At 60.9% G+C, this 22,137-nt stretch carries 27 protein-coding genes; 11 read left to right on the top strand and 16 right to left on the bottom strand.

The features are described 5' to 3' along the window. Positions 1 to 16 precede the first annotated feature (16 nt). The 3 genes from ACSQ26_RS06220 to ACSQ26_RS06210 all read right to left on the bottom strand — a co-directional run bounded on the left by ACSQ26_RS06220 (position 17) and on the right by ACSQ26_RS06210 (position 2,264). Positions 17 to 1,144, bottom strand: a complete 1,128-nt coding sequence (locus tag ACSQ26_RS06220; RefSeq protein WP_436007308.1) for an ATP-dependent DNA helicase — start codon at positions 1,142 to 1,144, stop codon at positions 17 to 19. A 57-nt stretch (positions 1,145 to 1,201) separates the two neighbouring features. After that, positions 1,202 to 1,603: a VOC family protein gene (locus ACSQ26_RS06215; protein ID WP_436007306.1), complete on the bottom strand. Its 402-nt coding sequence runs from the start codon at positions 1,601 to 1,603 to the stop codon at positions 1,202 to 1,204. Positions 1,604 to 1,670: 67 nt separating this feature from the next. Beyond that, positions 1,671 to 2,264 (bottom strand): LysE family translocator, encoded by a 594-nt coding sequence (locus tag ACSQ26_RS06210; protein ID WP_436007304.1) that lies wholly within the window; start codon positions 2,262 to 2,264, stop codon positions 1,671 to 1,673. A 224-nt stretch (positions 2,265 to 2,488) separates the two neighbouring features. Here ACSQ26_RS06210 and ACSQ26_RS06205 point away from each other — a divergent pair, with 224 nt between their 5' ends. The 4 genes from ACSQ26_RS06205 (at position 2,489) to ACSQ26_RS06190 (ending at position 5,103) form a co-directional block, all read left to right on the top strand. Continuing rightward, positions 2,489 to 2,863: a COG4315 family predicted lipoprotein gene (locus tag ACSQ26_RS06205; protein WP_436007302.1), complete on the top strand. Its 375-nt coding sequence runs from the start codon at positions 2,489 to 2,491 to the stop codon at positions 2,861 to 2,863. After that, positions 2,847 to 3,401: an RNA polymerase sigma factor gene (locus ACSQ26_RS06200; RefSeq protein ID WP_436007300.1), complete on the top strand. Its 555-nt coding sequence runs from the start codon at positions 2,847 to 2,849 to the stop codon at positions 3,399 to 3,401. Before ACSQ26_RS06205 ends, ACSQ26_RS06200 begins: the two co-directional genes overlap by 17 nt. Next, positions 3,398 to 4,186: an anti-sigma factor family protein gene (locus ACSQ26_RS06195; protein ID WP_436007298.1), complete on the top strand. Its 789-nt coding sequence runs from the start codon at positions 3,398 to 3,400 to the stop codon at positions 4,184 to 4,186. The genes ACSQ26_RS06200 and ACSQ26_RS06195 overlap by 4 nt, the downstream gene beginning before the upstream one ends. A 74-nt stretch (positions 4,187 to 4,260) precedes the next feature. After that, positions 4,261 to 5,103, top strand: coding sequence for an aldo/keto reductase (locus ACSQ26_RS06190; RefSeq protein WP_436007296.1), 843 nt, complete (start codon positions 4,261 to 4,263; stop codon positions 5,101 to 5,103). Between the two features lie 40 nt (positions 5,104 to 5,143). Here the strand turns inward: ACSQ26_RS06190 and ilvN are convergent, their stop codons facing one another. The 4 genes from ilvN to ACSQ26_RS06170 are packed head-to-tail and all read right to left on the bottom strand — an operon-like array spanning position 5,144 to position 8,251. Next, entirely contained in the window at positions 5,144 to 5,716 is a 573-nt protein-coding gene (gene ilvN, locus ACSQ26_RS06185) for an acetolactate synthase small subunit (RefSeq protein WP_436007294.1), read from the bottom strand. A gap of 22 nt (positions 5,717 to 5,738) precedes the next feature. After that, positions 5,739 to 6,140, bottom strand: a complete 402-nt coding sequence (locus ACSQ26_RS06180) for a type II toxin-antitoxin system VapC family toxin (protein WP_436007292.1) — start codon at positions 6,138 to 6,140, stop codon at positions 5,739 to 5,741. After that, the gene (locus ACSQ26_RS06175) at positions 6,121 to 6,411 is read right to left on the bottom strand and encodes a hypothetical protein (protein WP_436007290.1); all 291 of its coding nucleotides are present in this window, start codon (positions 6,409 to 6,411) and stop codon (positions 6,121 to 6,123) included. Before ACSQ26_RS06175 ends, ACSQ26_RS06180 begins: the two co-directional genes overlap by 20 nt. Before the next feature lie 58 nt (positions 6,412 to 6,469). Then, the gene (locus ACSQ26_RS06170; protein WP_436007288.1) at positions 6,470 to 8,251 is read right to left on the bottom strand and encodes an acetolactate synthase 3 large subunit; all 1,782 of its coding nucleotides are present in this window, start codon (positions 8,249 to 8,251) and stop codon (positions 6,470 to 6,472) included. A 326-nt stretch (positions 8,252 to 8,577) separates the two neighbouring features. Here ACSQ26_RS06170 and ACSQ26_RS06165 point away from each other — a divergent pair, with 326 nt between their 5' ends. From ACSQ26_RS06165 to ACSQ26_RS06155, 3 genes are all read left to right on the top strand, one after another. After that, positions 8,578 to 9,675, top strand: a complete 1,098-nt coding sequence (locus ACSQ26_RS06165) for a helix-turn-helix transcriptional regulator (RefSeq protein ID WP_436007286.1) — start codon at positions 8,578 to 8,580, stop codon at positions 9,673 to 9,675. 60 nt (positions 9,676 to 9,735) lie between these two features. Next, entirely contained in the window at positions 9,736 to 10,155 is a 420-nt protein-coding gene (locus tag ACSQ26_RS06160) for a winged helix-turn-helix transcriptional regulator (RefSeq protein WP_436007284.1), read from the top strand. An 85-nt stretch (positions 10,156 to 10,240) separates the two neighbouring features. Further along, positions 10,241 to 10,840: an NADPH-dependent FMN reductase gene (locus ACSQ26_RS06155; protein WP_436007282.1), complete on the top strand. Its 600-nt coding sequence runs from the start codon at positions 10,241 to 10,243 to the stop codon at positions 10,838 to 10,840. 56 nt (positions 10,841 to 10,896) lie between these two features. On the opposite strand, the gene ACSQ26_RS06150 is transcribed toward ACSQ26_RS06155, so the two are convergent. Further along, entirely contained in the window at positions 10,897 to 11,367 is a 471-nt protein-coding gene (locus ACSQ26_RS06150; protein ID WP_436007281.1) for a VOC family protein, read from the bottom strand. Between the two features lie 194 nt (positions 11,368 to 11,561). On the opposite strand from ACSQ26_RS06150, the gene ACSQ26_RS06145 reads away from it, so the two are divergent. Continuing rightward, positions 11,562 to 13,589, top strand: a complete 2,028-nt coding sequence (locus ACSQ26_RS06145) for an ATP-binding protein (protein ID WP_436007279.1) — start codon at positions 11,562 to 11,564, stop codon at positions 13,587 to 13,589. Here the strand turns inward: ACSQ26_RS06145 and ACSQ26_RS06140 are convergent. The 4 genes from ACSQ26_RS06140 to miaA form a co-directional block, all read right to left on the bottom strand. After that, positions 13,579 to 14,136: a GNAT family N-acetyltransferase gene (locus tag ACSQ26_RS06140; RefSeq protein WP_436007277.1), complete on the bottom strand. Its 558-nt coding sequence runs from the start codon at positions 14,134 to 14,136 to the stop codon at positions 13,579 to 13,581. The two genes, ACSQ26_RS06145 and ACSQ26_RS06140, sit on opposite strands and share 11 nt — an antisense overlap. 7 nt (positions 14,137 to 14,143) lie before the next feature. Continuing rightward, positions 14,144 to 14,716: a helix-turn-helix domain-containing protein gene (locus ACSQ26_RS06135; RefSeq protein ID WP_436007275.1), complete on the bottom strand. Its 573-nt coding sequence runs from the start codon at positions 14,714 to 14,716 to the stop codon at positions 14,144 to 14,146. Between the two features lie 58 nt (positions 14,717 to 14,774). Then, positions 14,775 to 15,827, bottom strand: a complete 1,053-nt coding sequence (locus tag ACSQ26_RS06130) for a heparin lyase I family protein (protein ID WP_436007273.1) — start codon at positions 15,825 to 15,827, stop codon at positions 14,775 to 14,777. Between the two features lie 94 nt (positions 15,828 to 15,921). Beyond that, positions 15,922 to 16,821, bottom strand: a complete 900-nt coding sequence (miaA, locus tag ACSQ26_RS06125) for a tRNA (adenosine(37)-N6)-dimethylallyltransferase MiaA (RefSeq protein ID WP_436007271.1) — start codon at positions 16,819 to 16,821, stop codon at positions 15,922 to 15,924. Between miaA and serB the strand changes: the two genes are divergently transcribed. The 3 genes from serB to ACSQ26_RS06110 are packed head-to-tail and all read left to right on the top strand — an operon-like array spanning position 16,820 to position 18,298. Further along, entirely contained in the window at positions 16,820 to 17,707 is an 888-nt protein-coding gene (gene serB / locus ACSQ26_RS06120) for a phosphoserine phosphatase SerB (protein WP_436007269.1), read from the top strand. The genes miaA and serB overlap by 2 nt on opposite strands. 47 nt (positions 17,708 to 17,754) lie before the next feature. After that, positions 17,755 to 18,051, top strand: a complete 297-nt coding sequence (locus ACSQ26_RS06115; RefSeq protein WP_436007267.1) for a BrnT family toxin — start codon at positions 17,755 to 17,757, stop codon at positions 18,049 to 18,051. Next, positions 18,008 to 18,298: a BrnA antitoxin family protein gene (locus tag ACSQ26_RS06110; protein WP_436015518.1), complete on the top strand. Its 291-nt coding sequence runs from the start codon at positions 18,008 to 18,010 to the stop codon at positions 18,296 to 18,298. Before ACSQ26_RS06115 ends, ACSQ26_RS06110 begins: the two co-directional genes overlap by 44 nt. On the opposite strand, the gene ACSQ26_RS06105 is transcribed toward ACSQ26_RS06110, so the two are convergent. The 4 genes from ACSQ26_RS06105 to hflK are packed head-to-tail and all read right to left on the bottom strand — an operon-like array spanning position 18,299 to position 22,075. Beyond that, positions 18,299 to 19,861, bottom strand: coding sequence for a Do family serine endopeptidase (locus ACSQ26_RS06105; RefSeq protein WP_436007265.1), 1,563 nt, complete (start codon positions 19,859 to 19,861; stop codon positions 18,299 to 18,301). A 17-nt stretch (positions 19,862 to 19,878) separates the two neighbouring features. Continuing rightward, positions 19,879 to 20,067, bottom strand: a complete 189-nt coding sequence (locus ACSQ26_RS06100) for a DUF2065 domain-containing protein (RefSeq protein ID WP_436007263.1) — start codon at positions 20,065 to 20,067, stop codon at positions 19,879 to 19,881. Beyond that, complete coding sequence (hflC, locus tag ACSQ26_RS06095; RefSeq protein ID WP_258157424.1) at positions 20,064 to 20,981, bottom strand: protease modulator HflC; 918 nt, start codon at positions 20,979 to 20,981, stop codon at positions 20,064 to 20,066. Before hflC ends, ACSQ26_RS06100 begins: the two co-directional genes overlap by 4 nt. Next, the gene (gene hflK, locus ACSQ26_RS06090; RefSeq protein WP_436007260.1) at positions 20,978 to 22,075 is read right to left on the bottom strand and encodes an FtsH protease activity modulator HflK; all 1,098 of its coding nucleotides are present in this window, start codon (positions 22,073 to 22,075) and stop codon (positions 20,978 to 20,980) included. Before hflK ends, hflC begins: the two co-directional genes overlap by 4 nt. Between the last annotated feature and the right edge of the window lie 62 nt (positions 22,076 to 22,137).

Below are 22,137 nucleotides of genomic sequence, written 5' to 3'. Positions count from 1 at the left end.
GTCACCTTGGTGATCGTCACTTCACGATCGTGATCGTCTCCGCCGCCCGCGTGATCGCGGTGTAAAGCCAGCGCTCGCGCGTCTCACGAAAAGCCCAGCCCTCGTCGAACAGTACGACATTGTTCCACTGCGAACCCTGCGCCTTGTGCACGGTCAGCGCATAGCCGTAGTCGAACTCGTCGTAGCGCTTGCGCATGTTCCACGGGATCTCGCCGTCGATCTCCTCGAAGGCCGCCTTGAGCAGCTTGATCTTGGCGGCCCCGCGATCCATGTCGTCGTCCTCCGGCCGAACCAGCAGGTTGATGCCAGGCTTGGTCGTTTCTCTCGAAGCGGACATCACCTGCCAGAGCGAGCCATTGAGCAGGCCCTTGACCTGGTCGTTCCTGAGGCAGACCAGCTTGTCGCCGGCGGCCGGATAGCTGTTGGGGAAACCCTTGAGCTCGCGGAGCCGCTGATTGTAGCGCTTGCGCGTCTTGTTGGTGCCGACGAGAACCTGGTCGGCACCGAGCACCAGTTCCTGGCTCACGCCGTCGCGGCCGATGATCTGCGCCGTGCCATAGTCGCCATGCATGATCTCCTTGCCCTCACGGACCTGCATCGCAAGCTGAATGATCGGGTTGTCGCGCGCCTGGCGGTGGATTTCGGTCAGGAGATAGTCGGGCTCATGCTCGGTGAAGAAACCGCCGCCCGACACCGGCGGCAACTGGCCGGGATCGCCGAGCACCAGCACCTTGGTGCCGAAGCTCAGCAGGTCCTTGCCGAGCGCTTCATCGACCATCGAGCATTCGTCGATGACGATCAGCTTGGCCTTGGCGACCGGGCTCTGCCGGTTGATCGAGAACATCGGCGAGATCGAGGTCTTGCCGGTCACCTCGTCCTCCACCTCTTCCTCGCCCTTCGGCCGGTAGATCAGAGAGTGGATGGTCCTCGCATTGGATGCGCCCCGCGAGCGCAGAACCTGCGCCGCCTTGCCAGTGAAGGCCGCGAACAGCACATCGCCATCGACCTCGTCGGCAAAGTGTTTCGCGAGCGTCGTCTTGCCGGTGCCCGCATAGCCGAACAGCCTGAAGACCTGGCTGCGCGGCTCCTTGAGCCATCGCGAGACAGCTTTCAGCGCCTCATCCTGCTGGGTGGAAAATTGCATGGCGGGACTTGGCAGGATTCGGGTTCAAAAGGCAATGCGAAATCGGGCGCCTGTTCCTCATGGTTTTTCCAGCACCGTGAACACCGCCACCTTGTTTCCCACTGGATCGCGGAGATAGGCGACGTAGAACGTGTCGCTGTAGTAACTGCGCGTGCCCGGCCCACCCTCATCGGTTCCTCCTGCCGCGATGCCAGCCGCATATAGTGCCTGGACCGCCTCCGGTCCCGCCGCCCGAAAGGCTGGCATCATGCCGTTACCAGCCGTCGCGACGCCACCGTCGAATGGCTTCATGACGTAGACTGTCCCCGGCCCATTGTCTGGGTCCGCCACAGCTTCCAGTGAATACCGGAGGTAGGTACCGTTGGTCTCCTTCTGATAGCCCAAGGGCAACAGCAGGGCGTCGTAGAAGGAGCCGGATGTTTCCAGGTCGTTCGCGCCGATCGTCACGTAGCCGAGCATTTCATTCTCCTTTCGGAGAACAAATTAAGAACATTTCTGCGCGAATTGCAAGAGGCGGTAAATACACTCACTTCAGCATCGGCCACAGGCTCACCACCAGCAACACCGCCATGCTGACATTGAACCATTTCAGCCGCACGGGATGCGATAGCCAATCCCGCAGCAGCGCACCGAACGCCGCCCAACCGCCCTGGCAAGGCAGTGCCAGCGCGACGAAGGTGAACGACACGACGAGCACGCTGAACAAGGGATCGGTGGGATTGGCGAAGGCTGCCATGGAAGACACCGCCATGACCCATGCCTTCGGATTGACCCACTGGAAGGCCGCCGCCGCCCACAGGGTCATCGGCGCACCGCTCGTCTTGCCGTCGCCGAGCGCACGCGACATCCCGATCGACCACGCGATCCAGAGCAGATACAGACCGCCTGCGACCTTCAGCACGAGATAAAGCGCCGGCAAGGACTGGAACAGCGCACCAAGCCCGAGGCCGACCGCGATCAAGAGACTCGCGAACCCCAGTTCGATGCCGATCATGTGCGGAATCGTCCGCCGCATGCCGAAATTCACGCCCGAGGCCAGCAGCATCATGTTGTTCGGCCCCGGCGTAATGGAGGTCGTGAAAGCGAACAGGATCAGCGACAGCAAGACTTCGGGCGACATGGTTTCCTCCATTAGGTCAACATAGCTGACCCAACCTCCGCCGGTCCAATGAATAGGGGTGAAACCTCCACCACCGACTTTGATAGGATGCCGCTGACACCAGTAAATCGAGGCAGGAAATTTCATTTTTGGCCCGGTTCTTGGGAATAAACCGCCGCCTTCATGTTTCTCATCGTGAGGCCGGACGAGAATCCCTCGCCGCCGCCGAACATCGGGAGATCATCATGCGCATCAGAACAATCCTGCCGCTCATCTTCCTGGCCAGCGCCAGTTTCGCATTCGCGGCTCCGGCCGTTACCACGGTCAAATCGGAGAAGGGCGACGTGCTTGCCGGCGAAAACGGCATGACGCTCTACACGTTCAAGAAGGACGAGAAGGGCGAGTCCTACTGCAACGACGACTGCGCCAAGGCCTGGCCGCCCTTCATGGCCAAATCCGACGACAAACCGGATGGCGCCTACACGATCATCAAACGCGAGGATGGTTCCATGCAGTGGGCCAAAGATGGTATGCCGCTCTACTACTGGGTGAAGGACACCAAGAGCGGCGACGTGACAGGTGACGGTTTCAAGGGCGTTTGGGATGCCGCAAGGCCATAGACCTGACGATGGCAACGGGGTTGGCGGACCGCCGGCCCCGCAGAGTTTCGAAGGCAGGATCATGGCGCTCCTGCCCGATCTCAGGCGCTATTCGCGCAGCCTGACCCGCACCGATGCCGATGGCGAGGATCTGCTCCACGACAGTGTCGAGCGGATACTCTTGGCGCGCGCGACGTGGTCGGGGACCAATCTGCGCGCATGGGTGCTGACCATCATGACCAATCTCTACCGCAACGGCACGCGCCGCGAGCGGCGCTTCCCCTCGGTGGACATCGAAAATGCCGAGGCGCTGCAGGCAGCCGATGCGTTCGGCGACCCACAGGAGCGCAACCGGCTCGCCCGCGCGCTTGATGCGCTGTCGCCCGAATTCCGGGCCGTCCTGATGCTGGTGGTCATTGAGGGCTATTCCTACACCGAGGTCGCCGACATCATGAACACGCCTGTTGGTACCGTCATGTCGCGCCTTTCGCGCGCCCGCGCCGAGCTTTCCCGGCTCCTCACCGCCGACAATATCATTCCGCTCCGGAGGTCCGAATGACTGACGCTGCCACCCCCGTTACCGAAGGCGACCTCCATGCCTATGCCGACGCGCAATTGTCGAACGGAGAGCTGGCCCGCGTCGAAACCTGGCTGAAGGATCACCCGGACGACGCAGAAAAGGTCCGGCAGTGGCAGGCGCAGAATTGCATGATCCAGACCATGTTCGAACCCTATCGCGCGGCAAGACCCGGCGACGCCGAGCTTTTTGCATCAGCCGCCGATAGTGGCGCTACCCCGGGTTCTAGCCCATGGCGCACCCGCGGACTGCAGGTCGGCGCCGGCATCTGCCTTTTTGCGCTCGGGGCAGTCGCGGGGCATTATGCGCCCTTCGGTACGCCCACCGGAACAGACGAAGCCGGCCTGCACCAGGAGGCAAGCTCGGCCTTCCTCATCTATGCAAGCGAGGTCCGCCACCCGGTCGAGGTCAAGGCCGATGAGAAGGATCATCTCGTCAAGTGGCTGAGCAAGAAACTCGGCCATCAGCTCGCCGCACCCGATCTTTCGGCGCGCGGCTTCAGCCTCGTCGGCGGCCGGCTGGTGCCGGTCAATGGCAAGGCCGGCGCGCTCATGATGTATGAGGATGCCGCCGGCAAGCGGCTGACCATCCTCGTCGGCCAGAGCGAGGCCGATGCGATCACCAGCTTCCGCTTTGCCTCGGAGGGACCCGTCGAAACGTTCTACTGGATCGACGAGAAGCTGTCCTATGCCGTTACCGGAGAGATCCCGCGCGACGTGCTTCGCCGCGTGGCGGATGATTGCTACCGGCAGTTCGAGACGCTGTGACGCATCACTACTCTTGCGCCCCATGACAACCTGGCCCTATCCTGATGCATCACTTTCGCATCAGGACACATGCCATGACCGCCCTTCCCACCGTCACCTTCCCCAATGGCGTCAAAGTGCCGGCACTCGGTCAGGGCACATGGATGATGGGCGAGAAACCGTCGGAGGCACAACACGAGATCGACAGCCTGAAAGCCGGCATCGACCTCGGCATGACGCTGATCGATACAGCCGAAATGTATGCCGAGGGCGGCGCGGAGCGCATCGTCGGACAGGCGATCAAGGGCCGGCGGGATGAAGTCTTCCTGGTCTCGAAGGTCTATCCGTGGAACGCCAGCCGGCAGGGCACGATCGACGCCTGCGAACGCAGCCTGAAGCGCATGGGCGTGGACAGGATCGATCTCTATCTCCTGCACTGGCGTGGCGAGCATCCGCTTGCAGCGACTGTCGAAGCGTTCGAAACTCTCAAGGCATCTGGCAAGATCGGCGCCTGGGGCGTCTCCAATTTCGATACATCCGATATGGAAGAGCTTGCCGCCGTGCCGGGCGGCGGGAACGTCGCGACCAACCAGATCCTCTACAATCTCGCCCGGCGCGGCCCCGAATTCGACCTCCTGCCCTGGTGCCGGAGCCGCAACATCCCTGTCATGGCCTATTCGCCGATCGAACAGGGTGCACTGGCCCGCAACCATGATCTGATCCGCATCGCCAAGGCCTATCAGGCGACGCCCGCGCAACTGGCGCTCGCCTTCCTCATCCGCCAAGGCAACGTCATCGCCATTCCGAAAACGTCGAGTGTCCATCGTGCGACGGAGAATCGCGAGGCCATCGCCCTTCAAGTAACGGATGAGGATTGGGCCGCACTCGATGCCGCTTTCCCGCCGCCGAACAGAAAAAAGCCGCTGGAGATGATCTAGAATCCCCAGCGGCCTCAAAGGCTTGCAAGCCCGACTTGAATCACATTCCCTGCGGACCGCGGTTCATCGCGGCGATGCCGGTGCGGCAGACTTCATTCAGGCCGAGCGGCTGCATGATGGCGATGAACTGGTCGATCTTGGTGGACTTACCGGTGATCTCGAACACGAAGTGACCCACCGTGGCGTCGATCACCTTGGCATGGAACGCCTCCGCCAACCGCAGTGCCTCCACGCGCTGTTCGCCATTGCCCGCAACCTTGATCAGCGCCAGCTCGCGCTCGATTGGCCGCTCCTGGCCGAATTCGCGCGCGCGGACGGTGAGGTCCACGACGCGGTGTACCGGCACGATGCGTTCGAGCTGCGACTTGATCTGCTCGAGCACATGCGGCGTGCCACGCGTCACGATCGTGATGCGCGACAGATGCGACGAGTGCTCGGTCTCGGAAACCGTCAGGCTCTCGATATTGTAGCCGCGGCCCGAGAAAAGCCCGATCACGCGGGCGAGTACGCCGGGCTCGTTGTCGACGAGCACCGAGAGCGTGTGGCCCTCGGCAGTCTCCGTTTCCTTTGCGATAAAGTAGGCCGAACCGCTCGGCTGTAGGTGCTTGTTCATTTCGTTTCCTGCCCCGTATTTTCTATTGCGCCAGTTCGACGCTGATTTCATTCATATGGCGATTGGCGAGTTTCACGAGATCACGGTCGAAGGTAACGAAGTGGTCGGCATCGCTTGCGCTCGCGACATGAAGCGCGTCTCCGAAATCCATGCCCCGCCGAAAAGCCTCGATCGCTACAGCCACTTGTGCAACGCATTCGAGGTCGATCCTGTCGATCTCCAGCATCGACGACAGCATTCGTACCACGTCCTCCCGTTTGATCTTCAGCACCGCCCTGAGAACCCATTCCGTCTCAAGCAAGACACTTTTGCTGACATAAATCCGGCCGGACGACAGCAAAGCCTCCGCGTAGCGTGACTCCGCACCGGGTTCCTCCGCGAGAAGACGCGCAAGAATATTGGTATCAACGGCTGTTTTTCTCATTCCACCGCCGCACAGCTTCTCTTGAAATCGCCTCGTTTATCATTTCGTCCGTAAGCGGTGGACCGTCATATTTAGGTCGCCGAGCCAGAAACTCTTCCACGGTGAGCGTCTTCTTCGGCTCAGCCGCCTTCTGGGCATCCACCAGCTTCAGCACGATCTGCTTTTGCCCGCCAGAAACTTCAAGTTCCGCCTCGCCGGTAATGCCGTGTGCCTCGAGCAGTTCCTTCGACAGAACCAGTTCGCCTTTTGCTGTTGCCTTGATCGTAGTCATCTGGATCTCCTGAAGCCGGGCGGCCATGAAGTGATCATACCCGCCCGCCCAGTCTTTATCAAACCAACTGCCTGCCCTTGGCGTCGATCGCGTTGGCGACTGCTTCGTCGGTGGCTTCATCCGGCAGCAGCATCTCGTTATGTGCCTTGCCCGATGGAATCATCGGGAAGCAATTGGCGAGGTTGGCGACGCGGCAATCGAACAGCACCGGCTTCTTGACGTCGATCATCTCCATGATGGCGTCATCGAGATCATCAGGCTTTTCGCAACGGATGCCATGACCGCCATAGGCCTCGGCGAGCTTGACGAAATCGGGCATCGCCTCGGTATAGGAGTTCGACAACCGGTTGCCGTGCAACAGCTGCTGCCATTGGCGCACCATGCCCATATACTGGTTGTTGAGGATGAAGATCTTGATCGGCGCATTGTACTGCACCGCGCAGCTCATCTCCTGCATCGTCATCTGCACCGAGGCATCGCCCGCGATGTCGATGACGAGGCTGTCGGGATGGGCGATCTGCACGCCCAGCGCCGCCGGCAGGCCGTAACCCATCGTGCCAAGGCCGCCCGAGGTCATCCAGCGGTTCGGCTCGTCGAAATGATAGAGCTGTGCGGCCCACATCTGGTGCTGGCCGACTTCGGTCGTGATGTAGGTGTCGCGATCCTTGGTGAGCTCGTATAGCCGCTCGACCGCGTATTGCGGCATGATAACGTCCTTGCTGTGCTTATAGGCAAAGGAGTTGCGCGCGCGCCACTTGTTGATCTGCGTCCACCAGTCGCCGAGACGCGATTTGTCCGCCGTCCGGGCGTTGGCACGCCAGACCCGCAGCATGTCCTCGAGCACGGAAGCGCTGTCGCCGACGATTTTGACATCGACGCGGACCGTCTTGTTGATCGAGGACGGATCGATATCGATATGGATTTTTCGTGAGTTCGGCGAAAACGCATTGATACGGCCGGTGATGCGGTCGTCGAAGCGCGCCCCGACACAGAGCATGACGTCGCAATCATGCATCGCCATATTGGCTTCATAGGAACCGTGCATGCCGAGCATGCCCAGCCAGGCCGGCCCGGATGCCGGATAGGCACCCAAGCCCATCAGCGTCGAGGTGATCGGAAAGCCGGTGAGTTCGACCAGTTCGCGCAGCAGCTTGGCCGCAACCGGGCCGGAATTGACGACGCCGCCGCCGGAATAGATGATGCCGCGTTTGGCGCCGGCCATCATCGCGATGGCCTTCTCGATCTCGCCGGGATCGCCCTGGATCCTGGGCTGGTAATGCGCTTCCATCGGCACGTTGTCGGGCGCCTGATAGGTGCCGGTCGCGAACTGCACGTCCTTCGGGATATCGATGAGCACGGGGCCTGGCCGGCCGGATTGGGCAATCCGGAAGGCTTCATGGATGATCTTGGCAAGCTGGTTGACGTCCTTCACCAGCCAATTGTGCTTGGTGCAGGGCCGGGTGATGCCGACGGTATCGCATTCCTGGAAGGCGTCGGAACCGATCAGCGACGACGGAACCTGGCCGGTGATGCAGACGAGCGGGATCGAATCCATCAGCGCGTCCTGCAGCGGCGTCACCGCATTGGTCGCACCGGGGCCTGACGTGACGAGCATGACACCCACTTTGCCAGTCGATCTCGCATAGCCTTCGGCCGCGTGGCCGGCGCCCTGCTCATGGCGGACAAGGATGTGCTCGATATCGTCCTGCTGGAAAATCTCGTCGTAGATCGGCAGAACCGCTCCACCCGGATAGCCGAACAGATGCTTGACGCCATTGTCCCTGAGCGCCCTGAGAACGATCTCCGCTCCCGTCATCTGGTTATCGTCTTTGCCCGTCATGTCTGTATTCCTTCCCGTTGGCCGTCGCGATATCAAGTTTCAAGGCATAAAAAAAGGCCCCCGGAGGAGCCTCGTCTAGCGCATGGGAGCTTTCGCCGGATGGTTACACCATCCTGCCCATGCGCCTACCCACTACAAGAATCTTTGCAAAAGTTTTCATGGCGCGCAGAATTAGTCAGAAACCCGTGATCCGTCAATCGAAAAATGCGCGCAGGCAAGCCTTTGGAAAAACTGTCTTCCAAGTTTGACAATTATCATGGAACCCTAGGATGTAGTATTGACTTTATTAGTACATGGATGAATTACCGGCTGGGAACGGAGCCAGCATGAACGCAAGCGACAGTATTATCGACCAGATATACGAAGCAGCACTGGTTCCGGAAATGTGGAGTTCAGTCCTTGAGAGTCTGTCCGAGGTGGCAGGTTGCACAGGCGGACTTCTTCTGTCGGCGCGCGACCACAAGGCGAACCGGACTATTCTTACCGACTCGTTGAGGGAATTCTATGACCGCGCCACCAATGAGGGCTGGTGGGCGCGCAACACACGCGGCAAGCTCCTCCTCACACTGCCCGCCAATGAATTCCATTCCGACGCGGACTACTACTCACTCGAAGATATGAAGCGCGAACCGCTCTACGCCGACCTGCTCTGGCCGATGGGATTGGGCTATGCCACCGCCACGCATATCCAGGTGCCGAATGGCGATACGCTGATCCTTTCGCTCGAACGCCCGCTTGAGCGCGGACCGGTCGAGCGCCAGGCCGTGGAAAGCCTCACGGCACTCCGGCCGCATATCGCCCGCTCCGCGCTGCTCGCGTCGCGCCTCGCTTTCGAACGCATCCAGAGCGCCAATGAAGCATTCGGCATGACCGGGCTTCCCTCCGCCGCGATCGATGCCCAGGGCAAGCTTATCGACTGCAACAAGCTCTTCGAAGGCCGTCGCGACCAGGCACTGATCGACGCCGGCAACAAAGTGCGGCTGGCCAATGACGATGCCAACCGGGTGCTCGAGCAATGTCTTGCCGCCATCCGCGCCGGCGGCCCCGGCCTGCCCTTCGCCAGCCGCTCGATCGCGCTTCCGCGCACGGAGGGCGGCGACGCGTCGGTGCTTCACCTCGTGCCGGTGCGCGGCTATGCGCGCGACATCTTCACGGCAGCAGCCTATTTCATCATCCTGACACCGCTTGACGGCGACCGGCTTGCCCCGATCGAACTCATCCAGGGACTGTTCGATCTGACGACGATGGAAGCCAGGGTGGCCCGCGCGCTTGCCACGGGAAAGGACATCGACAACACCGCCCAAAGCTTCGGCATTTCGCGCGAAACCGTGCGCGCCCACCTGAAAAACATCTTTTCGAAGACCGGTTTCTCCCGCCAGACCGATCTTGCCGCTGCAATATCGCTTGTCAGGACGATCGAGTGACACCATCTATGGCTGACGGCTGAACTTGCACGCTGCGTCGCGTGCGCTCGAAGAGATTGAATGGCGAAGATCAACGAACACCTGCCCGGCGACTGCCGCCCGATCGCGCATATCCTCTCGCGCGTCGGCGACAAGTGGACGATCCTGCTCCTCAACGTCCTTGGTGACAACACCATGCGATTCAAGGATCTGCATCGAGCGGTGCCGGGTATTTCCCAACGCATGCTGACGGTGACACTGCGCAACCTCGAACGCGACGGCCTTGTGCGCCGCACGATCTATCCGACGATTCCGCCGAAGGTCGAGTATGCACTGTCCGATCGCGGCCGGTCCCTGCGTTGCGCCCTCGTTCCCATTGCCGATTGGGTCACGCAGAACCGGGACGGCATCGAAGAGTCCCAGCAACTGTTCGACAATTCCCTCAATGGAAATTCTCAAAGCCCTGAACCCGCACGATATTCGATGCTTACCTCAAAGTAAGTCACATCTGAAAAAGTGCCGTCTTGTCCCGGATTGCAGTTACACATAGTTCTTTGCTTACCATTCGTAAGCAAAGGAAAATGCAATGGGACAGAAGCCTAAAATCGGTATCATCGTCGGAACCACCCGCCAGGGGCGCTTCGCGGACGGCCCAACCAATTGGATCGCCGCGATCGCCGCCAGGCGCACCGACGCCGAGTTCGAAGTGGTGGACCTGCGCGACTACCCGATGCCCTTCTTCGAGGAAATGGGCTCGCCGTTCTACGTTCCGCCGCAGAACGACGTCGCCCTGAAGTGGGCCGCCAAGATGGACAGCCTCGATGGCTACATCTTCATCACCGCAGAATATAATCATTCAGTCAGCGGCGTACTCAAGAATGCGCTCGACTATGCCTACAAGGAATTCAATCGCAAACCGGCAACCTTCGTCGCCTATGGCGGCACCGGTGGCGCGCGCGCCGTCGAGCATCTGCGCCATATTCTCGCGGAACTCCAGGTAGCCTCGCTGAAATTCCCCGTCCATATCGGCATGAACGAAATGCTCGGCATCATGCGTGAGGGCAAAACGATGGCCGACTATCCCTATCTCGACGACACCGCCGAAAAGATGCTCGACGAGCTTCTCTGGTGGACCAGCGCGCTCAAGACCGCGCGCGAATCCGCCGAAGTCCGCGCAGCGGCATAACAAAACGGCCAGGGCGCGATGGCGGATCGCGTCCCGGCCGCGTCACGATGCGGAAGTCAGGCCGGCATCATTTTCTTCATGTTCTCTCGAATTTCCTCCGGGCTAAGCTGCCTTTTGCTTGGCGTGGCAAGCGACCAGCTATGGCCGAACGGATCCTCGAGCACGCCGTAGCGATCCCCCCAGAACTGGTCGGCGACCGGCATGATTTCCTTGGCACCGGCCGTGATCGCCTGGGCGAAGGCCGCATCGACGTCATCGACGATCATATGAATGGTGACCGGCGTGCCGCCAATCAGCTTCGGCCCCTTGGCGCCCCATTCGGGTGCCTCGTCCATCAGCATCAGCACGGAATCGCCGAATTTCATGGACGCGTGCATGATCTTGCCGCTTTCACCATCCATCCGCATGCCTTCCTCGGCGCCGAAAGCTTTCTTGTAGAACGCGATCGCGTCAGCGCAATTGGCGCAGACAAGGTGTGGGGTAAGCGTATGCATGTCCTGCGGTAGGGACTTTGTCGAGATAGTCATGGCTCTCCTCCTTTTGAGCTATCAAAACATACCAACTGGTTGGTATAGGTGCAATCGCTTTTTTGGATTATGCTTATGACCACGGACAAAAGATGGCAGCACCCCTTTGCGCCATTCCGGCACACTTGTCCCGAAACAGCTTGTTAACTCGCGATTGTTAAATTGCACTTTGCCTGCGCCCACGGAGTACCGCGTTGTTCAGCAGAGATTTGCAAAACTCCCCGTCCGCGGGGATTCAGGAGAGGCGCGACGCAGTCCAGCAGACACACCGCTTCATCGGCAATGTGATCGCCTGCGATGGGGCGCATGCGACCGTCGCGGCCTCGATCGGCTCGATCGAGGAAGCCGAAGCGGATCTCTGGTCGGTCGGTCGCCTCGTCACCATTCTGGTCGGAAAGAACCGCGTGATCGCGCTGACGCGCGCCATGCAGACATCCGCCGCGCAATGGACGGAAGACTCTTCCAACGCCTTCAAGGTCGAACTCGAACTGCTCGGCGAAGTCCGGGCGCTCCCCGATGGACGCGAACAGTTCTCCACCGGCATCACGACCTATCCCTATCTCGGCGCCCGCGCGCATCAGATCCGTTCGTCCGACCTTGTGAAAATCTATGATCGCGGCGCGCTCGAAACCAGCGTCATCGGCAGGCTCAGCCAGGACGACAGCATCGACGCCGCCGTACACGTTCCTTCCATGCTCTCGAAGCATTTCGCGCTGGTCGGCTCGACCGGCTCCGGCAAATCCACCGCCGTCTCGCTTCTCATGAACAAGGCGATTGAAAGCGACCCCAAGCTTCGAATCCTTATCCTCGATCCACACAACGAGTTCGCGGCGGCCTTTCCCGGCAAGGCCATGGTCATAGACACCGACAGCCTCGACCTGCCGTTCTGGCTCTTTCGGCTCGAGGAACTCGCCGAAGTCCTCTATCGCGGCCGGCCGCCGATCGTCGATGAACTCGACGTGCTGCGTGATCTCATTCCGGAAGCCAAGCGCGCCTTCCGCGGCACCGAAGGCATGTCCAGCCGCCGGCTCAGCGAGCGCAACGGTGTCACGGCCGACACGCCCGTACCCTATCGTTTCGCCGACCTCATGGCCTTGATCGACGAGCGCATCGGCAAGCTCGATGGCCGCTCGGAAAAGCCCTATCTGCGCGCGCTGAAGCTGCGTCTTGCCGCCGCGATCAACGACCCGCGCTATCGCTTCATGTTCTCCTCGAACACGATAAGCGACACGATCAACGAGACGATCTCCCAGGTTTTCCGGATTCCCGGCGACGGCAAGCCGATCGCGACGCTGCAACTCGCCGGCATTCCGTCCGAAGTCGTCAATTCGGTCGCCTCCGTCCTCTGCCGCATGGCCTTCGAAATCTCGCTCTGGTCCAACGGTGCCGTCCACATCCTCGTGGTCTGCGAGGAAGCCCATCGCTACGTGCCCTCCGACCCCACGCTCGGCTTCTTCCCGACTCGCCAGGCCATTGCCCGTATCGCCAAGGAAGGCCGCAAATACGGCTGCTCGCTGGGCATCATCACCCAGCGCCCCGGAGAACTCGACCAGACCATCCTGTCGCAGTGCTCGACCATCTTCTCGATGCGGCTCTCCAACGAGATCGACCAGGACATCATCCGCAAGGCCATTCCCGGCTCGTCGATATCGGCGATGAATTTCATCTCGTCGCTCGCCAATGGCGAAGCCATCGCATTCGGCGAAGCGCTTCCCGTGCCGATGCGGCTGAAGTTCGAGCGCGTCAAGGAAAGCGTCCTCCCCCGCGCCCATGGCGCCGAGGTGAAGGAAGTGATCGACGATCCCTCGACCATCAATCTCGGCAATGTCATCGAGCGGATGCGCCAGAGTGCCGGTCCCGATATCTCGGATTTCCAGTCGCGCGTCTCCGCAGCCGAGGCAACCGTGCAGGAAGCAGTAATGGGCAGCATGCAATTCGGCACGCCGATAGATGACGCACCGCCACTTCAACCACAGGCCGAATTCTCCGCTGACCTCGAACCCTATAATCCCGGCATGCTTCCAGGCTCGGCGCGCACCGCGCCTCTAGGCGAAAGCATGCGGCAGGACACCCGTATCGATCGCTACAGCGCGCTTTTCAAGAACTCGTCGGCAGACAACGGTGCCCGTTCAGCGAGCGAGGATGCCGCGCTCTACCAGCCAAGCCAGACCCTGCGCGAGCGCCTTCTCTCCAAGTCGGGCAGCAGCCTCCTCAAGAAGTGACACTCGAGGCTTGCAGGTGCTTGTACATGAAGGTCGCGCCGTCCATCCGCTCTGACACAGTGTCGCGGCAATAGGCCGGTATCACGCCTGCAGTGAGATAGCCGAGCGAGGCATAAAGCGGTTCGGCCTTGTCGCCCGTGCGGGTGTCGAGCGTGATCAGGCTGCGTCCCAGCGCTTCGGCAATCGTCTCGATCTCCGCCATCAATGCGCGGGCGATGCCGCGATTGCGGAAATCCGGATGCACCATCAGCTTGCGCAACTCGGCGCGATGCCGCTGGTTCGGCGGCATGTCATGATCAAGCTGAACCGTCCCCGCGATCCGGCCGTCAAGCCAGGCGACGAGCATGACCAGCTTGCCGCCTTCGAGCGCAGGCAAAACTTTCCGCGCCCAGAAATCCTCGGCGTCGTTCATGTCGTAGGGCAGGATGAAGTTGATGCTGGCACCGGCCTCGACGCTGGCATGCAGAATGCCGGCGAGGCCGGCGAGATTGTTCTTTAGATCCTCCGCCCCGAACCGCACGATTTCGATGGATGGTTTGGTATCCATGTGTTCCTCACACCATAAAGAGAAGGTATTTCGCGCCGCTGTCATCGGGGGTCGCGAATTCCGTTGCGCCGTAAAGCTGGTAGCGCAGGCAATCCCCTGCCCTGAGCTCATAGGCGCGGTCGGCGATCGTAAGCGTGAGCTTCCCATCAAGCAGGACGAGATGATGTTCGAGCCCCGGCTTCGACGCTTCCGGATAGATGATGCTGGCGCCCGGCGGCAGGGTGCCTTGGATCACCTCGCCCGCAAGCGCCGCGTTGGGCGGCGACACGGAGCGGCGCTCGAAGCCATTCTGCGGATCGCTCCAGACCCATTGCTCATCGTGCCGTACGATGGGCGCGAACGCATCCTCCACCATCCGCATCAGCCGCGACATCGTCATGCCATAGGCCGCGCACAGACGGCCAAGAACGGCCGCCGTCGGGCTCACTTCGGCGTTTTCGAGACGCGATAAAGTCGCCCGGCTGACGCCGCTGAGACGCGCCAGTTCGTCGAGCGACCAGTTGCGCTCCGCGCGAAGGCTTCTCAGCCGCGTGGCAATCTGGTTGTCAAAAGTGCTGTCATCGCTTGAAGAAAATCCCATATGCGGAATATATTTCCAAATATGAGAAATACAAGTGCGATGTGAAATTTCGTGGGAATTATTTCGCCGGGCAAAGCACCGGCAGCCCATCACGTGACGTCGCCTGGGAAAACTCATCGAATCGGAAGCGTAGCGTCCCCGGCACGCTCGAACGATAGATACCGAATTTGAAGTAAGGCCCTATGAGTTTTTCGTCGCCGCCCTGCTTTAGCGTTGCGCCGATATTGCCGCGCACGGACACGATCTTCTTGCCATTCGCCCAGATATCGATCTCGCCCCGGCCCCGGGGTCCGCGTTCGTTGTCGGTACGACCCGGCTTGATGCGATAGACCATATCGACCCAACCCTTCCGGGGATCCGGTAGGACGGCGTCCTTCTCGGGAATGACCTCGATTTGTGAGAAGAACTTGGGGTCGACCACACCGGGAGACTTGGCGATCTCTGAACTTTGCGCAAAGGATCCCTTGTCCACCGGCGCACCAGCGACATCGTCGGAGCGCGTTTTACCCGCGATATCCGGCACGCTCCCATCGGCGAGTTCCGATTGAAGGCCCAGGACCACGCTAATGTCCTTTTCGTGTTTGTCGCCCGGCTTGGCGGCACTCGCTTCGACGGTCTGGACGTCATCGTAATTGCCTTCGGCCGACGCGACCACGCGCCGGTTGTCGTTGTCCTGCACGGTGATATGGAACACGCCATTGTCGAAGCGCTGCGCCAGCATCGGACTTCCGTCGCCCGGCCCCTTCCATTGGCCGATGACAGTGCGGGCGCTGCCGATGGTGGGTATGTCGCCATCGATCCGGAAGCTGAACCGATACCACACCTCCTGCCCGAATGACGGCCAGGACGACTTGGCGGTTCTGAGTTCGGCGCGCTCGCACGCATTGCCACATTGCTGGCCGCCATCGCCTTCGCGCGCCGTGATCTCAATCGCCGAGAGCCCGCACCGGCTGTCCGGCACAAACGATATCTGGGCATCCGTGATCTGCTTCTTCGTCCACTTCGTCGGATCGAGCGAGCCCTTATCGAAATCATCCTTCAGCGATTGCGCGCCGGCACTGTCCGCGCACAAGACTGCAATCGCGACTGCCGCGAGCGCAAGAATACGCATTTCTCCTCCCCCGATCCGATGCACGAGGATGCTGGCAATTCTCCCGTGCGCAGTATACCCGATCGGCGGCCTTGGGATAGTCATTCATCGCCGATCAGGCGGATCCGATCCGCTTCCAGCTCTCATCCATCTGGTTGCGGAACCATGTCATCTGCCGCTTGGCATATTGTCGTGTCGCGGCCGACGCCTGGGATATGACCTCAACGCGGGTCATCTCGCCGCGCAACATGGCTGATATCTGCGGCACGCCGATGGCCTTCATGACGGGCAGCGCCTTGGGCAGATCGAGGGCCACCAACGCGCGAACTTCCTCGATCGCGCCACGATCCAGCATGGTCTCGAACCGCCGGTTGATCCTGTCATGCAGCACCGGCCGCTCAGGCTCGACAATGATCTTCATCGCCCCGCCCGGATCGATGATTGCCGCACCGGGTTTCTCCTGGAAAGCGGAAATCGAACGGCCGGTCGCCTCCTTCACCTCGAGCGCCCTGAGGATCCGCTGACCGTCCGAAGGGTTCAACTGGTCGGCCATATCAGGATCGCACGCGCCGAGTTCGGCATGCAATGCCCATGGCCCATCCTCGGCAAGCCGCGCCCGCCATTTGGCACGGATGGCCGCCGGGATTTCCGGCATGTCGGAGAGCCCGCCTGTCAGCGCCTTGAAATAGAGTCCCGTGCCGCCGACGAAGACCGGAACCTTGCCCCGCGCCCGGAAATCCTCGATCAGTGGCGTAACGGCCCGCATCCACTCGCCTGTGGAATATGCAGTTGCCGCTGGGACCACGCCATAGAGATGATGCGAAATACCACCCATGTCGTCGGCGTCGGGCCGGGCCGTCAGGACATGCAGTGTATCGTAGACCTGCATCGAGTCAGCATTGATCACCTCGCCGCCATGCTCTCGCGCCAGTTCCACGGCCAGAGCGGACTTGCCGCTGGCGGTTGGCCCGGTTATCAGGATCGCGTCCATTCCAGTCGAAGGAATCTTGTTCATGGCCTTGGTTGCCACGCTTATCGCCAATCCGTCAAATCCCCTGCTCACGCCGGCGCTCGCCGACAAGGCGGCCGCGTCCGTCAATGCCTCGGGCGTCTACTGGCTGGCGGACGGTGTCGCCTGCGACCTGCCTCTCCGGGACGAACCCGCCGCGGCAGAACAATTGGCACTCCTGCGCGAGACAATCCATGGTGAACCGATCGATGTCGTGGTTCAGGACGCCGAAACCCGCCGCAAGAAAATGCTGATCGCCGATATGGATTCCACCATGATCGGCCAGGAATGCATCGACGAACTCGCCGCCGAAGTCGGCCTCAAGGATCTGGTCTCGGCAATCACCGCCCGCGCGATGAACGGCGAAATCGCCTTCGAGCCGGCGCTGCGCGAGCGCGTCGCGCTGCTCAAGGGCCTCCATGTGTCGGTGATCGCAAGCGTCATCGAAAAGCGCATCACGCTCACCCCGGGCGGTATCGAGCTCGTCCGCACGATGAAATCGAAGGGCTATTATACCGCTCTCGTCTCGGGCGGCTTCACCAGTTTCACCCACCGCATCGCCGCCATGATCGGCTTCGACGAGAACCGCGCCAATGTGCTGATCGAGAAGGAGGGCAAGCTCATTGGTAAAGTCACCGAGCCCATCCTCGGCAAGCAGGCCAAGGTCGATGCGCTGAACGAAATCACCGCTCGCCTCGGCATCACTCCTGATGAGGCAATCGCGGTCGGCGACGGCGCCAACGATCTCGGCATGCTGCATCTCGCCGGCTCTGGCGTCGCCATCCACGCCAAGCCATCGGTTGCAGCGGAAGCGAAGATCCGCATCGACCATGGCGACCTGACGGCGCTGCTTTATTTGCAGGGCTACCGGAAGAGTGATTTCGTCAGCTAAGCGCGTGCTTTTCGACTGCGGAAATTCTCGCAATGTGATAGGTTGACATGCGTTTTGAATGGGATGAGACAAAAAACCGGAGCAATACAGCCAAGCATGGCATCAGCTTTGAATATGCCAAGCGCATATGGGACGATGTTAATCTTGTAACGGTTCTCGACATCCACAGCATCGAAGAAGAACGATGGCTAGCGATAGGAATGATTGGCATCTCATCACTGCTTGTCGCGGTTCATACCGACAGGCACAGGGATGGCGAGGACATAATACGGATCATAAGCGCGCGAAAGGCGACGAGACATGAGCGATCGCTCTACGAAAAGGCTGTCGGCCGAAGAACTTGATGCCGAGCTCGCGCGGCTCGAGGCAATGCGCGACGAGGACATCGACACGAGCGACATCCCGGAGATCACCGACGCGCAATGGAAGACCGCCATTCGCGGACGCGATCGGACGATCGAAGTGACGCTGCCCGTCTATGCCACCACGATTGAGTGGTTCAAGAACAATTCGGAAAACGCCGATTTCAAATCAGAAATCAATCGGGTCCTTCGTCAATACGTAATTGATGCCGTCCGAAAGGCCGGTTGACTACTCTATCGGCACCGCTACCAGCCTCAACTCGCCCTTCTGGTTCGCCACCATGAGATAGGCATTGCGCCGGTCGTCGGCCTTCAGTTCGGTGATCTTCCCGGCCACGTCCTCGGGCGACTCCATGAAATCCTGGGCGATCTCGACGATCACGTCGCCCTTGCGGATGCCCTTTTCGTGCGCCGCGGTATTGGCGGGCACGTCGAGTACCAGCACGCCCTCGACGCTTTCCGGAATGGAGAACTCCTTGCGGTTCTCCGCCGTCAGCGGCGACAGCGTCAGGCCAAGGGTCTCGGCCGGGGTAATCGGCGCGGATTTCGGCTTGGCATCGTTTGGATCGACGGGATCGGCACCTTCGGGCTTGGCAAGCCCGTTATTGTCTAATTGCTCGGCGAGCTTCTCGGCATCGCTCTTCTTGTCCTCGGCCGGCTGGCGCGACAGCGTCACCTTCAGCGTCACCTGCTCGCCGTTGCGGATCACCACCACGTCGAGCGGCTGGTCGAGCGGACTGTCGGCCACGACGCGCGGCAGGTCGCGCATCTCGAGAATATCCTGGCCGTTGAATTTCACGATCACGTCGCCGGCAACGATCGGCCCCTTCTCCACCGGCCCGCCCTTGACGATGCCCGAGATCAGCGCGCCGCGCGGCGTCTCGATCTTGAGGCCGGCAAGCATCTCGTCGGTGACCGGCTGGATACGCACGCCGAGCCAGCCGCGATGGACATCGCCGAACTCCCTGAGCTGGGCGACGACATGCGTGGCGATCTCGGTCGGCACGGCAAAGCCGATGCCCACGGAACCGCCGCCGGATGGCGAATAGATCGCCGTGTTGATGCCGATCACATCACCGAACATGTTGAACAGCGGCCCGCCGGAATTGCCGCGATTGATCGCCGCATCCGTCTGCAGGAAGTTGTCATATGGCCCGGCGTTGAGATTGCGGTTGCGGGCCGACACGATGCCGACCGACACCGATCCGCCGAGGCCGAAGGGATTGCCGATCGCCATCACCCAGTCGCCGATCCGCATCTTGCGGGAATCGCCGAACTTGACTGATTTCAGCGGCTTCTTCGGCTCCACCTTGAGCAGTGCGATATCGGTCTTGGTATCGGTGCCGACCAGCTTTGCGGTGAGCTTGCCGCCATTGGCGAAATTCACCACGATCTCGGACGCGCCCTCGATGACGTGATTGTTGGTGACGATGAAGCCGGTCGGATCGATGACGAAGCCGGAGCCCAGCGACGTTACCTTGCGCGCCGTATTGGAGCCCTCGTCGTTGCGCTTCTTGAAGTAGTCGTCGAACAGATCCTGGAACGGCGCGTCCTTGGGCAGGTTGGGCGTCGGCACGCCCTCGTCGCCTTCAGCCTTGGTGTTCTGCGTGATCGATATGTTGACCACCGCATCCATCAGGGATTCCGCGAGATTGGCCACCGATTCCGGCCCATGTTGGGTCTGGTGCGCCGCCGCCGGAGGCGTCTCCTGCGCAATGGCGTGTGACAGAGCCCCTGAAACCAGGGCCACGCCAAGCGCGATCGCTCCAAAACGGCTAGTCACCTTCGTCATATCTGTGCCTTTCAGCTTCAGAATCCACGGATCAGCCATATACCGAACACACCGATTCCCACGGCGATGATACCGCCAATCCTCAACTGGCTCTCAGCAAATTCAGGCAGCACCGCGGCGAGGCTCTTCACAAAACCGGGAGCGGCTGCATAGAGCAGCCCCTCGATGATGAGAAAGAAGGCGAGCCCCGCCAGCAGGTCATTCATTGCGCCTGCGCTGCCGGAACATCCGTCGCCGTCTTCGGCACTTCACTGTTGAAGTACTGGAAGAACTCCGAGGTCGGCGAAAGCACCAGCGTCGCGTCACCTTTGCCGAGTGCTGCGGCATAGGCCGTCATCGAGCGATAGAACGCATAGAATTCCGGATCACTGGCGAAGGCTTCGCCGAAAATGCGGTTGCGTTCGGCTTCGCCCTGACCACGCAGGATCTGCCCTTCCTTGCTGGCCGCGGCGAGAATCTCGATGCGGCCACGATCGGCGATGGCGGTGCGGCGCTGGGCGCCTTCGTTGCCCCGCGCCCGGATTGCTTCGGCCTCGGCGAGACGCTCGGCCTTCATGCGGTCGAAGGTCTGCTGCGAAACTTCCTTGGTCAGGTCCGTGCGGCGGATGCGCACGTCGGTGAGCGTCAGGCCCAGCGACTCCGCATCCTTAGTCAGGTCGCTGCGCACTTCCTTCATCATCGAGCCGCGCTCCTTGGAGAGTGCTGCTTCGAAGCCACGCAGACCATAGACCCGGCGGAGTGCCGAATCGAGGCGGGTGCGAAGGCGCGATTCCGCCTGCGCCACATCGCCGGCCGCGACTTCGCGGAACAGGCGCGCATTGGAAATGCGATAAACCACGAAAGCATCGACCTCATAGAATTTGCCGCCGGAAACCTGGACACGCATATTGTCGAGATCGAGCCTGAGTTCCTGGTTCGAGATATATTGAACCCGGTCGGCGTCGAGGAAGGCGAAGGGCAGCTTGAAATAGATGCCCGGATCCTTCTTGACGTCGGTGATCTGGCCGAAGCGGATCACGATCGCCTGCTGCCGCTGGTTGACCACGAAGAAGGACGAGTAGATCAGAAGCAGGATGGCGAGCACCACTGCGCCTGTTATGGCGATACGGTTGCTGGTCATTTCTGCGCTCCCTTCGTGTCGACGGGCTTTGTAAGCTCATTCAGCGGCAGGAACGGAAGCACGCCGTTGGTCGACTTGTCCGAATCCAGGATGATCTTCCTCGACGAGGACAGCACCTTCTCCATCGTTTCGATATAGACGCGCTTGCGGGTGATCTCGGGCGCCTTCTTGTATTCCTGATAGACGCTCAGGAACCGCTGCGATTCACCGAGCGCTTCCTGCACGATCTGGTTCTTGTAGGCAGCCGCTTCTTCACGCAGCTTCGCTGCCTCACCATTGGCCTGGCCGCGCACCTTGTTGGCGTACTGGTTGGCCTGTTCGATCATCTTGTCCTCGTCCTGCTCGGCACGCTGGACTTCATCGAAGGCGCTCGACACTTCACGCGGCGGCGACACGTCCTCGATCGAGACGGTGTTGACCGAGATGCCGGCATTGTAGCGGTCGATCGTGATCTGCATCGCATCCTTGACCTCCGCCGCAATCGCCTGGCGGTTGTCGCGGAAAATGTCCTGCGCAGGACGCCGCCCGACAACTTCGCGCATCACGGAATCGGCGACCTGCGACAGCGTCTTGCCGGGTTCGGCGACGTTGTAGAGATAGGCGCGCGGATTGGTGACGGAGAACAGCACCGAGAATTCGACATTGACGATGTTCTGGTCGCCGGTCAGCATCAGGCCCTCGGCCTGCTGGCCGCCGGTCGATGTGCCGATCTTCTGCTGCTGTTCGTTGACGTTGACGATTTCGACGGTCTCGACCGGCCAAAGCATGAAATGCAGGCCCGGGCCGGAAATATCGTCCTTCGGCTTGCCGAAGACAGATTCCACGCCGCGTTCATCCGGCTGGACAGTGTACACGGCCTGCGTCGCCCAGAAAGCGGCGACAAGCAGAAGCACGATGACGACAACGCCGCCATTGAACCCGCCGGGCAGGATTGTCTTCAGTCGGTCCTGGCTGCGCCGGATGATTTCATCGAGGTCGGGCGGGCCGCCATTGTTTCGCGGACGGTTCGGTCCCTGGCCCCACGGACCCTGGTTTTTTCCACCGCCGCCGCCACCCCAAGGGCCGCCGCCGCCATTCTGATTACTCCAGGGCATCCATACCTCTTATTTGATAAACTTCGAGCGGAAGGGAACCTCCCGCAGTTTCCCGAGACCGT

The sequence above is a fragment of the Rhizobium sp. LjRoot254 genome (assembly GCF_964254105.1).
Classification (GTDB): domain Bacteria; phylum Pseudomonadota; class Alphaproteobacteria; order Rhizobiales; family Rhizobiaceae; genus Rhizobium_E.
Note: the sequence above shows the minus strand (reverse complement) of the source record. Positions and strands in the feature narration are given on the sequence as shown.